The 13,970-nt window shown below is 70.1% G+C and carries 13 protein-coding genes and 2 tRNA genes; 12 read left to right on the top strand and 3 right to left on the bottom strand.

All coding sequences use genetic code 11. The annotated features are described in order from the left end of the window. Positions 1–50 precede the first annotated feature (50 nt). The 7 genes from ABZ928_RS44750 to ABZ928_RS44720 all read left to right on the top strand — a co-directional run bounded on the left by ABZ928_RS44750 (position 51) and on the right by ABZ928_RS44720 (position 4,477). A complete protein-coding gene (locus ABZ928_RS44750; RefSeq protein WP_361532846.1) occupies positions 51–212 on the top strand; it encodes a hypothetical protein in 162 nt (53 codons plus the stop codon). A gap of 131 nt (positions 213–343) precedes the next feature. Next, positions 344–508, top strand: a complete 165-nt coding sequence (locus tag ABZ928_RS44745; RefSeq protein ID WP_361532844.1) for a hypothetical protein — start codon at positions 344–346, stop codon at positions 506–508. A gap of 103 nt (positions 509–611) precedes the next feature. Beyond that, entirely contained in the window at positions 612–1,250 is a 639-nt protein-coding gene (nadD, locus tag ABZ928_RS44740; RefSeq protein ID WP_361532841.1) for a nicotinate-nucleotide adenylyltransferase, read from the top strand. 16 nt (positions 1,251–1,266) lie between these two features. Continuing rightward, positions 1,267–3,084, top strand: a complete 1,818-nt coding sequence (locus tag ABZ928_RS44735; protein WP_361532838.1) for an LCP family protein — start codon at positions 1,267–1,269, stop codon at positions 3,082–3,084. Positions 3,085–3,214: 130 nt separating this feature from the next. Beyond that, positions 3,215–3,658, top strand: coding sequence for a ribosome silencing factor (gene rsfS, locus ABZ928_RS44730; protein ID WP_361532835.1), 444 nt, complete (start codon positions 3,215–3,217; stop codon positions 3,656–3,658). Then, on the top strand, positions 3,658–4,329 hold the full coding sequence (locus ABZ928_RS44725) for a histidine phosphatase family protein (protein ID WP_361532832.1): 672 nt from the start codon (positions 3,658–3,660) through the stop codon (positions 4,327–4,329). The genes rsfS and ABZ928_RS44725 overlap by 1 nt, the downstream gene beginning before the upstream one ends. Before the next feature lie 75 nt (positions 4,330–4,404). Further along, a tRNA-Ala gene (locus tag ABZ928_RS44720) sits at positions 4,405–4,477 on the top strand. 50 nt (positions 4,478–4,527) lie between these two features. Here the strand turns inward: ABZ928_RS44720 and ABZ928_RS44715 are convergent. Next, positions 4,528–5,376 carry a helix-turn-helix transcriptional regulator gene (locus ABZ928_RS44715; protein WP_361532829.1) on the bottom strand — a complete coding sequence of 283 codons (849 nt, stop codon included), beginning with the start codon at positions 5,374–5,376 and terminating at the stop codon, positions 4,528–4,530. A gap of 214 nt (positions 5,377–5,590) precedes the next feature. Here ABZ928_RS44715 and ABZ928_RS44710 point away from each other — a divergent pair, with 214 nt between their 5' ends. From ABZ928_RS44710 to ABZ928_RS44695, 4 genes are all read left to right on the top strand, one after another. After that, positions 5,591–6,955, top strand: coding sequence for an MFS transporter (locus tag ABZ928_RS44710; RefSeq protein ID WP_361533070.1), 1,365 nt, complete (start codon positions 5,591–5,593; stop codon positions 6,953–6,955). Between the two features lie 69 nt (positions 6,956–7,024). Further along, complete coding sequence (locus ABZ928_RS44705; protein WP_107080567.1) at positions 7,025–7,198, top strand: hypothetical protein; 174 nt, start codon at positions 7,025–7,027, stop codon at positions 7,196–7,198. A gap of 3 nt (positions 7,199–7,201) precedes the next feature. Beyond that, positions 7,202–7,435, top strand: coding sequence for a hypothetical protein (locus ABZ928_RS44700; protein ID WP_003976229.1), 234 nt, complete (start codon positions 7,202–7,204; stop codon positions 7,433–7,435). 100 nt (positions 7,436–7,535) lie between these two features. Next, positions 7,536–7,608 (top strand) — tRNA-Ala (locus ABZ928_RS44695). Between the two features lie 139 nt (positions 7,609–7,747). Here the strand turns inward: ABZ928_RS44695 and ABZ928_RS44690 are convergent. Next, positions 7,748–9,361, bottom strand: coding sequence for an NADH-ubiquinone oxidoreductase-F iron-sulfur binding region domain-containing protein (locus ABZ928_RS44690; RefSeq protein WP_361532826.1), 1,614 nt, complete (start codon positions 9,359–9,361; stop codon positions 7,748–7,750). Then, positions 9,358–10,650, bottom strand: a complete 1,293-nt coding sequence (locus ABZ928_RS44685; protein ID WP_361532823.1) for a cytochrome b/b6 domain-containing protein — start codon at positions 10,648–10,650, stop codon at positions 9,358–9,360. The genes ABZ928_RS44690 and ABZ928_RS44685 overlap by 4 nt, the downstream gene beginning before the upstream one ends. A 427-nt stretch (positions 10,651–11,077) precedes the next feature. Between ABZ928_RS44685 and leuS the strand changes: the two genes are divergently transcribed. Further along, positions 11,078–13,966, top strand: a complete 2,889-nt coding sequence (gene leuS / locus ABZ928_RS44680) for a leucine--tRNA ligase (protein WP_361532820.1) — start codon at positions 11,078–11,080, stop codon at positions 13,964–13,966. Positions 13,967–13,970 lie beyond the last annotated feature (4 nt).

Raw genomic sequence — 13,970 nt, 5'->3', positions numbered from 1 at the left:
AGCCTAGGCGGAGATACGGTGGACGGGCAGTACAGCGAAGGAGTCCCGTCATGGAGCACAACCCGGCGTCCGCCTGGCTCACCGGAGCCGCGAGCGCAGCCGAGCAACAAGGGTCCGGGTATCTGCTCCGGGTCGTACTGGTCGTGATGGTGCTGGGCTGTGTGCTGACCGCGTGGTTCCTGCTGCGTGGCTACAAGCAGAAGGACGACTGAGGCGCCCCCCGAGTTCCCCTCGGCGGCAACCCGGCGCCCCAACGGCGGAGTCGGCGTGATCGGCGCCGAGCCGCCCGCTTACGATGGGCCGACATCTTTATCCCGCCCACACCGGATAGGTCCCGCTGAAGATGAGCTTCCACAGCACCGCTGCCCAGTTGGCCACCCTTGCCGCCGAGGGCGGAGAGCACGGCGGCAACCACGAGAGCCTCAACCCCGCCCTGACCGGTGGCGGCGCCCTCTTCATCCTGCTGCTCCTGCTGTGGATCACCACCCGCTTCAACCGCGACCGCTGAGCCCGCACGGCTCCCCGGGGGAGTCCGGTACGCGCCGCTTTCCGGCTTTGTCCGGGGAGCTGACGGCCGGGGTCCTCAGGACGGGCCGGTAGGGTCTGCACGCATGGGAGAGCAGGACATGCCTACCGGCCCGGGCAACGGCCCGTCGAACCCCGGCAAGCGCCGCCTCGGCGTCATGGGCGGAACGTTCGACCCGATCCACCACGGGCACCTCGTGGCGGCCAGTGAGGTCGCCGCGCAGTTCCACCTGGACGAGGTCGTCTTCGTACCGACCGGACAGCCGTGGCAGAAGACCCACCGCAAGGTCTCGCCGGCCGAGGACCGCTATCTGATGACGGTCATCGCGACCGCCGAGAACCCGCAGTTCTCGGTGAGCCGGATCGACATCGACCGCGGCGGCCCCACCTACACCGTGGACACCCTGCGCGACCTGCGCGCGCTCAACCCGGACACGGACCTCTTCTTCATCACCGGCGCCGACGCCCTCGCCCAGCTCCTCACCTGGCGCGACACCGAGGAACTGTTCTCCCTCGCGCACTTCATCGGGGTCACCCGCCCCGGCCACCACCTCACGGACGCCGGACTCCCCGAGGGTGGTGTCTCTCTCGTGGAGGTTCCCGCGCTGGCCATCTCCTCGACGGACTGCCGTGGAAGAGTCGCCAAGGGAGACCCCATCTGGTACATGGTGCCGGACGGAGTCGTGCGCTACATCGACAAGCGCGAGCTGTACCGCGGCGAGTGAGCCGAGAGGGGCACCGGTGAACGACCGATACGACGCGGGCTACGGCGGCGGCCACGAGGACCAGTACGAGCTCGTCGGCTACGACGAGTACGGCCGGCCCGTCTACCAGCAGGTCGCTCAACAGCAGAACCAGCCGCAGCAGCAGCCCTACGACCCGTACGCGCAGCAGCAGGGCTACGGCTACGACCCGTACGCGGCGGGCGGACAGCAGACAGGGCAGCAGACCGGACCTCAGACGGGGCAGTATCCCGCGCAGGCGTACGACACCGGAACCCAGCGGCCCGTCCCTCCGTACGACACGGGCAGTCAGCGTCCAGTGCCCCTGTACGACCCCTACGACACCGGTCAGCAGGCGCCCGTGCCGCCCTACGACCCGTACGGGCGCGGAGGGGCACCCGGGGCCTCCGGCGCGCCCGGGACGGCGTACGACCCCTACGGTCGGGCCGCCGCCAGCGGGCAGCAGCCGCGGGTCGCCGAGCAGACCGCCTACATCCCGCAGCAGGCCGGGCCGGCCGAGGAGACGGACGGTCCCGTCGGCGGCGCCCGGTCCGAACGGGACTACGAGACCGGGCAGTTCGCCTTCGTCGAGGATCCCGACGGTGACTCCGAGGACGTCATCGACTGGCTGAACTTCACCGAGAACCGCACCGAGCGCCGCGAGGAGGCCAAGCGGCGCGCCCGCAGCCGCCTCATCGCCCTGGTCGTCGTCCTCGCGCTGACCGCGGTCGGCGGAGTCGGCTACCTCTGGTACGCCGGGAAGCTGCCCGGCCTGTCGTCGTCCTCCGACTCCAAGAGCGGCACCGCCACCTCCGTCGCCGCCCAGAACCGCGACGTGATCGTCGTCCATCTGCACAACACCGCGAAGGGCGGCACCTCCACGGCGCTGCTCGTCGACAACACCACCACCAAGCAGGGCACCACCGTCCTGCTGCCCAACTCCCTCGCCGTGACCGACGACGACGGCACCACGACCACCCTCGCCAAGTCGGTCGAGGACGACGGCTCCTCCGGCACCCGCGAGGCCATCGACACGGTCCTCGGCACCCAGATCCAGGGCACCTGGCGCCTGGACACCCCCTACCTTCAGAACCTCGTCGACATCATCGGCAACATCGAGGTCGACACCAACGCCGACGTGCCCGACCCGGCCGCCAAGAAGAAGGGCACCGCGCCCCTGGTGAACAAGGGCGAGGACCAGACCCTCAGCGGCAAGATGGCCGTCGCCTACGCCACCTACCGCGCCTTCGGCGAGGCCCAGAACGCCCAGCTGGAGCGGTTCGGCCAGGTCATGCAGGGCGTGCTGCGCAAGGTGTCCTCCGACGCGCAGGGCGCCACGGTCACCGTCCAGACACTGGCGCAGATCCTCGACCCGTCGCTCACCGACAAGGACCTCGGTACCTTCCTCGCCAAGCTCGCCGACCTCGCCAAGGGCGGCGACTACAAGACCGCCCTGCTGCCCGTCCAGAACGACGGCACCCTGAGCGCGCAGGCCAGCGACAGCGTGGTCAAGGACGTTCTCGGCGGCACCGCGAAGAGCCCCGACAAGGACGCCGCGGTCCGTGTCTCGGTCCAGAACGCCAGCGGCGTCAAGGACAACACCGAGAAGGCGCGCGTGGTGCTCCTCAACGGCGGCTTCACCTTCCTGGAGGGCGGCACCGCGGCCGGCACCCAGGCCGCCTCCAAGGTCGTCTACACGGACGCCGCCGACAAGGACAACGCCACCGAGGTCGCCAAGACCCTGGGCCTGCCCACCAGCGCGGTCACCAAGGGCAAGACCTCCTCGAACGCGGACGTCTCCGTGGTCCTCGGCCAGAACTACGACCCGTCCTCGTAGCAGCCGTCGGAAGGCCGGGTCACGGACGCCCGTGACCCGGCCCCACCGGGCGCTCCCTCAATCACGTGGGGTGCCCTCGGCGGTCCGTGAGACCCTTGATGTCAAGTGACCGCCGACCGAAAGCCGTGTAGTGACCGCCACTGACCGCTCCATCGAGCTCATCCGCACCGCCGCACAGGCGGCCGCCGACAAGCTCGCGCACGACATCATCGCCTACGACGTCAGCGACGTGCTGTCGATCACGGACGCCTTCCTGCTGGCCTCCGCGCCCAACGACCGCCAGGTCAAGTCGATCGTCGACGAGATCGAGGAGCGCCTCCAGAAGGAACTCGGCGCCAAGCCGGTGCGCCGCGAGGGCGACCGCGAGGCCCGCTGGGTCCTCCTCGACTACGTCGACATCGTCGTCCACGTCCAGCACAGCGAGGAGCGGGTCTTCTACGCCCTGGAGCGGCTGTGGAAGGACTGCCCCGAGCTGGACCTGCCCGAGGACGCCAAGGCCACCCGCGGCAAGGCCGAGGAGCACGCCAAGCTCCAGGCCGCCGAGGAGGCGGCCGACCTCGGGGGTGACTGGTGATGAGCGCCACCGGTGAGGTCACGGCCGGCAAGCCCGGCCGGGGCCGGCGCGTCATCCTGTGGCGGCACGGCCAGACCTCCTGGAACGTGGAGCGCCGCTTCCAGGGCACCACGGACGTCGAGCTCACCGAGGCCGGCGTCGCCCAGGCCCGCCGCGCCGCCCGGCTGCTCGCCTCCCTCAAGCCCGACGCGATCATCGCCTCGGACCTGAAGCGGGCCGCGAACACCGCCGCCGAACTCGCCGTACTCACCGGCCTCGACGTCAGCCACGACGAGGGCCTGCGCGAGACCTACGCGGGCGTCTGGCAGGGGCTGACCCACGAGGAGATCATCGCCGCGCACGGCGAGGAGTACGCCGCGTGGAAGCGCGGTGAGCCGGTCCGCCGCGGCGGCGGCGAACTGGAGACCGAGGTCGCCGACCGCGCCGCCCCCGTGGTGGCCCGGCACGCCGACAAACTCCCCGACGAGGGCACCCTCGTCGTCGTCAGCCACGGCGGCACGATCCGCACCACCATCGGCCGTCTCCTCGGCCTGGAGGCCCGGCACTGGGAGAGCCTCGGCGGCCTCTCCAACTGCTGCTGGTCCGTCCTCGGCGAAGGCGCCCGCGGCTGGCGCCTCCTGGAGCACAACGCCGGCACGCTGCCGGAACCGGTGCTCGGGGACGACGACTGAGCGGATTTCACTTTCTGGCAGGTCGCAGGCTAAAGTTCTTCTTGTTCGCCCCGCCGGGCGGAGCGAACAAAGCAAGGGGCTATAGCTCAGTTGGTAGAGCGCCTGCATGGCATGCAGGAGGTCAGGAGTTCAATTCTCCTTAGCTCCACAGATCGACACTCTTGAGTTGTCAAAGATCAGTTGATGAAGATCCCGTCCTTAGAGGGCGGGATTTTTCATTTCCATCAGGCGGGCCGTGCGCCGCGCCGTCTCCTCGTCGTCCGGGGTGTAGACGACGATCCGGCACTCCGGCATCCCGTGGATCGACAACGACACCGACGTCATCCGCAGCTCACCCACCACCGCATGCCGGAAACCCTTCACACGCCGTCCGGGCTCCGCCACGTCGCCGCTCTCCCACAGCCGCGCGAACAGCGGACTCGCCGCGGACAGCTTGCGTATGAAGCCCTCCCAGGCGGGCTCACCGGCATGCAGCCCGTAGGCCGCCCGCAGGGTCGCGACCATCACCGGCAGCTCCATCTCCCGGAACATCAGCGGGCAGTCGTCCTCCTCCGCGGTGAACAGCCCCCACAGGGCGTTGGGAAGGCGACCGGAGGGCTGCATCAGCGCCACGTCGAACAGGGTGCGGTAGACGTCGTTGGCGGCCAGGATGTCGAACCGCGCGTTGTAGACCACCGCCGGGCGGGGCTCGAGGGCGTCGATGATGCCCTGGACCTCCGGACCCACGGTCTGCGCGGCATCCTCCGGGACGGCGGAGTACGGCACGTCCGCCAGGTGGTACAGATGCTCCCGCTCCGGCGGATCGAGCCGCAGGGTCCGCGCCACGGCGTCCAGGACCTGCGCGGAGGCGTTGATCGGGCGGCCCTGCTCCAGCCATGTGTACCAGGTCACGCCCACCCCCGAGAGCTGGGCGACCTCCTCACGCCGCAACCCCGGCGTACGCCGCCGTAAGCCCGGTGGCATCCCCACGTCCGCCGGTGTCACCCGCGCCCGCCTGCTGCGCAGGAAGGCGGCCAGCTCAGGTCGGCGGCGCTGTGTCGTCCCCATCGTCACATCCCCCATCGTCGACGCCCGGCCCGTCCGCTGCCAGGTGCTGTCAGTACCAGCATCGGCGGGCTCTCGGCACCCGTACCGGAGCGGCGTCACGCTCGACGGCATGACGACAACACCCCGTTCCGGACCGGGTACAGCGCCCGTTCCCAGCACTGCGATCAGTGAAGCACCCGGCACTGACAACGGGCCCCGGCCGCTGCTCGCCGTCGTGCTCGCAGCCCTGTTCATGGCGCTGCTCGACGTCTTCATCGTGAACGTCGCGGCCCCCACCATCGGTACCGAACTCCACGCCTCCGGCGCTGAGTTGCAGCTGGTCGTCGCCGGCTACACCATCACGTACTCCGTGCTGCTGATCACCGGGGCCCGGCTCGGCGACCGGTTCGGGCACGGCCGGGTCCACCTCGCCGGGATGGCCCTGTTCACCGCCGCCTCGCTCGCCTGCGGTCTCGCGCAGGGCGCCACCGAACTCATCGCCTTCCGGCTGATCCAGGGCGCCGGCTCGGCGGTGATGATCCCGCAGGTGCTCAGCCTCATCCAGCGGAACTTCGTCGGCGAGGCGAGGGTAAAGGCGCTCGGCGCGTACTCGGCGGTCCTCGCCGTCGGCGCCGCCGCCGGACAGATACTCGGCGGAGTCCTGGTCAGCGCCGACCTGCTGGGCACGGGCTGGCGGCCGGTGTTCCTGGTGAACGTGCCCGTCGGCGCCGTCCTCCTGATCATCGGCCGGCGCGTGCTGCCGCGGGAGCGCGGGGGCGAGCCGGAGCGCGGGCGCGGCATGGATCTGCCGGGACTGGTTCTGCTCGGCGCGGCCGTATCGCTGTTCACGGTGCCGCTGGTGCTCGGGCAGGAGGAGGACTGGCCGCTGTGGTCGTGGCTGTCGCTGGGCGCGGCCGCCGTGCTGTTCTCGGTGTTCTGGCGGTACGAGTCCGGGCTCGCCCGGCGCGGTGGTGACCCGCTGATCGCGCCCCGGGTGCTGCGCCACCCCGGCATGGGCCTCGCCGTGCTGCGGATCCTGACCGCCATGGCGGTCAACGGGGGTTTCCTGTTCGTGCTCACGCTGCACGTCCAGGGCGGGCTCGGCTACAGCGCCCTGCGCGCCGGTCTCACCTTCGCGCCGACCGCGGTCGTCTTCGGCGTGGTCGGACTGACCTGGCGGCGCTGGCCCGCCGCCTGGCAGCGCGCCCTGGCACCGACCGGGTTCCTGCTCACCGCGGCGGCCGTGGCCGGGGTCGGCCTGGTGCTCGACGGCGGCGGTCACGGCGGGGTGTGGGTGTACGTGTCGTACGCCGGGGTCGGCGTCGGGCTCGCGCTCGCCTTCAGCCCGACCCTGACCCGGGCGCTGGCCACGGTGCGGCCCGAGGACGCGGCGGACGCCAGCGGGCTGCTCGCCACGGTCACCCAGCTCGGCCAGCTGACCGGGGTCGCCGCGTTCGGCACACTGTTCTTGAACCGGCTTGAGTCACTCGGGGCCTTGGAGGCGTATACCTCTGCGGAGGCGCTGTCGGCGTGCATGTTCGCGCTGGCCGGGACGGCCGCGCTGGGGGCCGTGTCCGGACTGGTACTGAGGCGTCGCTGACCGTATTGGTCCGGCCGTGGCAGAATCAAACGGCCGGAAGGGGGCGCGGCCCGACGGGAGGGAGCAGTGATGCCTGCGAGCATCCTCAAGGAGGTCGGCCACCTCCTTGAAGCAGCGTCGACACGGGACACGGTCACCCGGCTCACCTGCCCTTCCTGCGGTTCCCTCCATGTCGCCCAAGTCCTCGGTGACAACGGCGGGATTTCCTACGTGTGCACGGCCTGCGGCCACAGCTGGAGCTGATCGATGGGTGCACACAGGCGAAAGTGCGATTGGTGCGGCAGCGGGACGCCGATCGTCCGGGACATGGAGCCGGTCAATCCCGACTACCAGTACTGGTGCGAGGAATGCGCGCGGGCGCTGATCATAAAAGGCGACCCGATCGAGACGTACCGCGAACTCGAGGGTGAGCCGATCTACGGTCGACTCCTCGAGGAGCACTGCACACTCAAGCGTTTCTACTCGTTCGTTACGGCTTGACCGGTTCGTCCGGTGGGGGCCGGAAACGATTTGGTGTTCCGCCCGGGGGACCGTTAATGTTGGCGTCGTCGCCGCGGGAAACCCGGAGGACACCGAGCAAGGGGCTATAGCTCAGTTGGTAGAGCGCCTGCATGGCATGCAGGAGGTCAGGAGTTCAATTCTCCTTAGCTCCACAGAAAGATCCCGCCGGGTCGTCAAGATCCGGCGGGATTCTTGCGTTTCCAGGGGCAGTTGGCCCGCATGGTCCGTGTACGACGAACGCGTACGACGAAGGGGGCCGCCCGGATCGGGCGGCCCCTTCGTGATGTCCGCTCAGCGGCCCAGGGCGCGGCGGCCGCGGCCCTGGGAGAGGACCGGGAGGTTGCGGGACGGGCCGTTGTCGCGCGGGGCCGACTCCTCCAGGCGCAGGGCCAGGGCGGGGCAGCGGCGGACCGCGCGGAGGGCCTTCGCCTCGGCGTAGCGCGGCACCTGGGCCTGGGCGACGGTCGGGAAGCCGTCGGCGCCCAGTTCGAAGACCTCCGGGAGGATGTCGGCGCACAGGCCGTGGCCCCGGCAGAGCGTCCAGTCGACGTAGATCTTCTGGCGGCTGGGGCCGTTCTCCTCGGACTCGGCGCCGCTCGGGAGGCCCGCGGGGGTGATGCCGCCCTCGAAGAGCGGCAGAACGCCCGCCACGGGCCGTCCGCAGCCGTTTCCGAGGACGTGCGCGGCGAGGTCGTCGGTGAAGGCCTTGATGGTCGACTCCAGGAACATCGCGGAGCCGTCCGGGTGCGAGCACGCGCCGCGCCGCTTCACGTTCTTGGCGACCTGCTTGAGGGCCTCCAGGGCGGCCGGGCCGCCGCCGTTGAGGATGTCCTCCATGCCGCGCGCGGCGGCCGGCAGCCCGAGGTAGCAGGGGCCGCACTGGCCCGCGCTCTCCTCGGCCAGCCACTTGGCCACCATCAGGGACTCGCCCAGCGGGCAGGTCTCCTGACTGATCGGCAGGATCGCGCCCGCGCCGAGCGCGCCGCCCACCGCGTCCAGCGAGTTGCGGGAGACGACCGCCTCGTTGACCGTCGCGGCGTCGATCCACTTGCCGTGGTAGCCGCCGGTCAGCACCCCCTGGGGGACCGGCGGGGCGCCGGCGAGCTGGAGGATGTAGCGCAGCGGCACGCCCGTGGGGGCCTCGATCACCATGGGGCGGGCGACCGCGCCGGAGACCGTGAGCATGACGGTGCCCGGCTCGTCGTACAGGCCGGTGTTGCCGTAGCGCTCCGGGCCGATGCGGGCGGCGATCGCCAGCTGGGCGAAGGTCTCGGCGTTGGACAGGAGGGTCGGTGCGCCGCCGACGCCGTTCTGGGAGGCGCTGACCTTGCGGCCGGGCGGGATCGCCGGGCCGCCGTCGATGGAGCGGATCAGCGATGCCGCCGCTCCGGTGACCATACGGACGGGATTGCGCTGCACGCGCGCGCGTAGAGCCGAGCGGCGGCCGTTGCTGAGGCCGCGTTCGGCGAGCGCGGCCTCCATGGACCGCTGGGTGGATTCCCGGGTGACCCCCACCACGAGCGTGCGGGCACCCAGGGCTTCGGCGGCCAGCAGGGCGCCGTCCAGGATGAGGTGCGGGGCACGGTTGATGAGCACCGTGTCCTTGCGGCAGGCCGGTTCGTCCTCGCTTCCGTTCACGACGACGACCGGTCGTACACCGCGCTTGATGGCCGCTTCGGCGACCGAGCGCAGCTTCTTGTGGAAGGGGAAGCCCGCGCCGCCGCGGCCCTTCAGGTTGATGTTCTCGGCGAGCTTCGCGAGCTGCTCGCCGCCCAGGGGTTCGAGCGGCCCGTGCACCTTCAGGTGCATGGGCAGATCGAGTCTTTCGACAAGGTCGAAGCCCGACGTGAGCTGGGGAAGTCCGACCACGCGGACTTCTGGGACGTCGGGCAGGGCCTCGTTCACCTATAGCCTCCGGAAGGCATGTTCCAAGGTTCGCCCGAGCCCGGTGTGTCGAAGTCGTACGAGTTACCGGGCGTTGGATCAGTGGCGGGACCGCTGTTGTACGTGTCGTTCGGGTTGTACGTGTCATAGCCGGTGTTCGTCTCACCGGTGTCGTACACATCACCCCGGAGATAGCCGGCGGTGCCTGAATTGCGGTAGGTCGGGATGTTGTATCCGGTGTCCTGGAGCGGGTCGTAGGCCGACGGGGGAGCCTCGCCGACCGGCGGGGGCGAGGGGATCGGCCAGCTGCCCGAGGTGCTGCCGCCGCTGTCGTAGGTCGGGATCGCCTGGGTGGGCTGCATGTCCGCCGGCAGGTCCATGCGCGCGGTCTGGTCGGCGCCGTACGTCGGCTGCGAGGGGATGCGCGGGGTCGGTGTGACGGCGCGGTAGGCGGCCGCGAAGCCGTTCGCGGGTTCCGGGGCGGGCGGTGCGGGGGCCTCGTACGAGGGCGAGGGCGCCGTACGGGGCTCCCGCGCGCGCGTGCCTTCGTAGCCGGGGAGCGCGGACGCCGTCTCGGCGTTCCTGGCCCGGCTCGCGTCCAGTTCGTCGCGGCCCGAACGCTCCTCGGTGCCGAGGACGGCCTGGATGCGGTCGGCGACCTTGCGCTTGATCGGGCGGGGTGCCGCGCGCAGGGCGAGGGCGGCGATGACGCCGGCCAGCGAGAGGCTGTAGAGGATCACGAAGATCGGCTTGGCTTCGCGGCCCGAGTACAGGCCGTGGACCAGCGCGAAGCACCAGGCCGGGTAGGCCAGCATGTGCATGGCGCGCCAGCGGGCCGCGACCGGGGCCGGGGAGGCGAACTGGTTGCGCAGGGCGCCGGTGATGCCCACGAAGATCATCAGCAGGCCGGCCAGCGAGCCGAGGCCGATCAGGCCGGCGCTTCCGGTGACGCCGAGCGAGAACGGGATGATCGCGGAGATCAGGGTCGTGTGGTCGAGCGCGACCTTCGTGGTGATGTGCAGCAGCAGGAACGCGATCGAGCCGACCGCCGTCGTCCGGTGCACCGCCTGGCCGATGATCCGCTGCTTCGGGTTGAGGAAGATCCGGTCCTGGGCGACCAGGCCCCAGATCACCGAGCAGCTGAGGCAGACGAGGGACAGTACGCCCGCGCCGAAGTTCAGGAAGTCACGGAACGTGTCACCTCCGACCAGCACGGACACGGGTATGAAGAGCAGGACGACAGCCGACGCCTTGCCGTAGGCCGAGCGGCCTGGCTTGGGGAGCGAGCTGTTACTACGACGAGGGTTCATGGGGGCAACTCCGAGCAGTTCGGGAAAGCGGTCCCGCTGCCGCACTCTAAGTGGAGCCATACCGATCGGTACGGGGTTTGAGTTATTGCGCTGTTACCAAAAGGCTGTGGGGTCGTTGTGTTGTCCCTTAGCGGCCGTTACGCGAAGTAACTTTTGACGTTTGTTCAATTCGGTACCCGATGTCCGGGGCCATAGGGGGCATACGTAAGCGCGTCGCGGCTTGCTCAACGGCTGCGGTACTCTGACGCCATGCGTGCCGTACGCCTTCTGCTTAGCGAGCCGCGCTGATCACTCCCGACCGCCGGGCGAACCGGACGGGTCGGCATCGGCGCGGCGTCCCCTCCTGTGCGAGGGGATTTTTCATTTGCCGGCTGTCGCGGTCGGCAGCACAGCCGCTGGCAGAGACGATCGATGGAGCTTAAGGATCATGAGCGAGACGAACCCCGCTGCCGCCACTGGTGTGTCGGTGGATGCCGCGCCGAACCGCTACACGGCCGCCGTCGCGGCCGAGATCGAGGCACGCTGGCAGGACTTCTGGGACGTCGAGGGCACCTACGCCGCGCCCAACCCCAAGGGTGACCTGGCGGGCGACCCGGCGCTGGTCGCCAAGCCCAAGAAGTTCATCATGGACATGTTCCCGTACCCCTCCGGTGCGGGCCTGCACGTCGGCCACCCCCTGGGCTACATCGCGACCGACGTCTTCGCTCGCTTCCAGCGCATGACCGGCCACAACGTCCTGCACACCCTGGGCTTCGACGCCTTCGGCCTGCCCGCCGAGCAGTACGCCGTGCAGACCGGCACGCACCCGCGTGTCTCCACCGAGGCCAACATCGAGAACATGAAGGTCCAGCTGCGCCGGCTGGGCCTGGGCCACGACAAGCGCCGGTCGTTCGCCACGATCGACCCGGAGTACTACAAGTGGACCCAGTGGATCTTCCTGCAGATCTTCAACTCCTGGTACGACGACGAGGCGAAGAAGGCCCGCCCGATCGCCGAGCTGGTCGCCCAGTTCGAGTCCGGTGAGCGCGCCGTACCGGGGCACACGCGCGCGTGGAACGAGCTGACCGCCGCCGAGCGCGCCGACGTCCTGGGCGAGTTCCGCCTGGCCTACGCCTCCGACGCGCCCGTCAACTGGTGTCCCGGCCTGGGCACCGTGCTGGCCAACGAGGAGGTCACCGCCGACGGCCGTTCCGAGCGCGGCAACTTCCCCGTCTTCAAGGCCAAGCTGCGCCAGTGGAACATGCGCATCACCGCCTACGCCGACCGGCTGCTGGACGACCTGGACGCGCTGGACTGGCCCGAGGCCATCAAGCTGCAGCAGCGCAACTGGATCGGCCGCTCCGAGGGCGCCCGCGTCGACTTCCCGATCGACGGCGAGAAGATCACCGTCTTCACCACCCGCCCCGACACCCTGTTCGGCGCGACCTACATGGTGCTGGCCCCCGAGCACCCGCTGGTCGAGAAGTTCACCCCGGCCGCCTGGCCCGAGGGCACTCACGACGTGTGGACCGGCGGTCACGCCACCCCGGCCGAGGCCGTCGCCGCCTACCGCGCGCAGGCCGCCTCCAAGTCCGACGTGGAGCGCCAGGCCGAGGCCAAGGACAAGACCGGCGTCTTCATCGGCTCGTACGCCACCAACCCGGTCAACGGCGAGCGGATCCCCGTCTTCATCGCCGACTACGTCCTGATGGGCTACGGCACCGGCGCGATCATGGCCGTCCCCGCGGGCGACCAGCGCGACTTCGAGTTCGCGCGCGCCTTCGAGCTGCCGATCACCTGCATCGTCGAGCCCACCGACGGCCGCGGCACCGACACCTCCACGTGGGAGGACGCCTTCGCCTCGTACGACGCGAAGATCATCAACTCCTCCGGTGAGGGCATCTCCCTGGACGGCCTGGGCGTCGTCGAGGCCAAGGCGCGCATCACCGAGTGGCTGGAGCGGACCGGCACCGGCGAGGGCACCGTCAACTTCCGGCTGCGCGACTGGCTGTTCAGCCGCCAGCGCTACTGGGGCGAGCCCTTCCCGATCGTCTACGACGAGGACGGCATCGCCCACTCGCTGCCCGAGTCGATGCTGCCGCTGGAGCTGCCCGAGGTCGAGGACTACTCGCCCCGCACCTTCGACCCGGACGACGCGGACACCTCCCCGGAGACCCCGCTGTCCCGCAACGAGGACTGGGTCAACGTCACCCTGGACCTGGGCGACGGACGCGGTCCGCGCGCGTACCGGCGTGAGACCAACACCATGCCCAACTGGGCCGGCTCCTGCTGGTACGAGCTGCGCTACCTGGACCCGCACAACAGCGAGGCCCTGGTCGACCCCGAGATCGAGCAGTACTGGATGGGCCCGCGCGAGGGCCAGCCGCACGGCGGTGTCGACCTGTACGTCGGCGGCGCCGAGCACGCCGTGCTGCACCTGCTGTACGCGCGCTTCTGGTCCAAGGTGCTGTTCGACCTGGGCCACGTCTCCTCCGCGGAGCCCTTCCACAAGCTGTTCAACCAGGGCATGATCCAGGCCTTCGTCTACCGCGACAGCCGTGGCTTCCCGGTGCCCGCCGAGGAGGTGGAGGAGCGCGACGGCGCCTTCTACTACCAGGGCGAGAAGGTCTCCAAGCTGCTGGGCAAGATGGGCAAGTCCCTGAAGAACGCGGTCACTCCGGAATCCATCTGCGAGGAGTACGGCGCCGACACCCTGCGCCTGTACGAGATGGCCATGGGCCCGCTGGACGTCTCCCGGCCGTGGGACACGCGCGCGGTGGTCGGCCAGTTCCGGCTGCTCCAGCGGCTGTGGCGCAACGTCGTCGACGAGGCCACCGGTGAGGTGACGGTCGTCGACGCCGAGGCCGACGAGGACACTCTGCGCGCCCTGCACAAGGCGATCGACGGGGTGCGCGGCGACCTGGAGGGCATGCGGTTCAACACCGCCATCGCCAAGGTCACCGAGCTGAACAACCACCTGACCAAGGCGGGCGGCGCGGTCCCGCGCCCGGTCGCCGAGTCGCTGGTGCTGCTGATCGCACCGCTGGCTCCGCACATCGCCGAGGAGCTGTGGCGCAAGCTGGGGCACACCGACTCGGTGGTCCACCAGGACTTCCCGGTCGCCGACCCGGCGTACGTCGTGGACGAGACCGTGACCTGCGTCGTACAGATCAAGGGCAAGGTCAAGGCGCGTCTGGAGGTGTCGCCGGCCATCTCCGACGAGGAGCTGGAGAAGGTGGCGCTGGCCGACGACAAGGTCGTGGCGGCGCTGGACGGGGCGGGGATCCGGAAGGTGATCGTGCGGGCGCCGAAGCTGGTGAACATCGTTCCGGCGTGACGCG

Origin of the sequence: Streptomyces sp. NPDC046909, assembly GCF_040644695.1 — a bacterium.
Taxonomy (GTDB): Bacteria; Actinomycetota; Actinomycetes; order Streptomycetales; family Streptomycetaceae; genus Streptomyces.
This window is presented reverse-complemented; position numbering and strand designations above follow the sequence as displayed.

Excerpts from the sequence above, each read along its gene's own strand:
- ABZ928_RS44725 (WP_361532832.1), top strand. The coding sequence starts at position 3,658 with ATGAGCGCCACCGGTGAGGTCACGGCCGGCAAGCCCGGCCGGGGCCGG.
- ABZ928_RS44750 (WP_361532846.1), top strand. The coding sequence starts at position 51 with ATGGAGCACAACCCGGCGTCCGCCTGGCTCACCGGAGCCGCGAGCGCA.
- ABZ928_RS44745 (WP_361532844.1), top strand. The coding sequence starts at position 344 with ATGAGCTTCCACAGCACCGCTGCCCAGTTGGCCACCCTTGCCGCCGAG.
- ABZ928_RS44715 (WP_361532829.1), bottom strand. The coding sequence starts at position 5,376 with ATGGGGACGACACAGCGCCGCCGACCTGAGCTGGCCGCCTTCCTGCGC.
- ABZ928_RS44700 (WP_003976229.1), top strand. The coding sequence starts at position 7,202 with ATGGGTGCACACAGGCGAAAGTGCGATTGGTGCGGCAGCGGGACGCCG.
- ABZ928_RS44685 (WP_361532823.1), bottom strand. The coding sequence starts at position 10,650 with ATGAACCCTCGTCGTAGTAACAGCTCGCTCCCCAAGCCAGGCCGCTCG.
- nadD (WP_361532841.1), top strand. The coding sequence starts at position 612 with ATGGGAGAGCAGGACATGCCTACCGGCCCGGGCAACGGCCCGTCGAAC.
- leuS (WP_361532820.1), top strand. The coding sequence starts at position 11,078 with ATGAGCGAGACGAACCCCGCTGCCGCCACTGGTGTGTCGGTGGATGCC.
- ABZ928_RS44705 (WP_107080567.1), top strand. The coding sequence starts at position 7,025 with ATGCCTGCGAGCATCCTCAAGGAGGTCGGCCACCTCCTTGAAGCAGCG.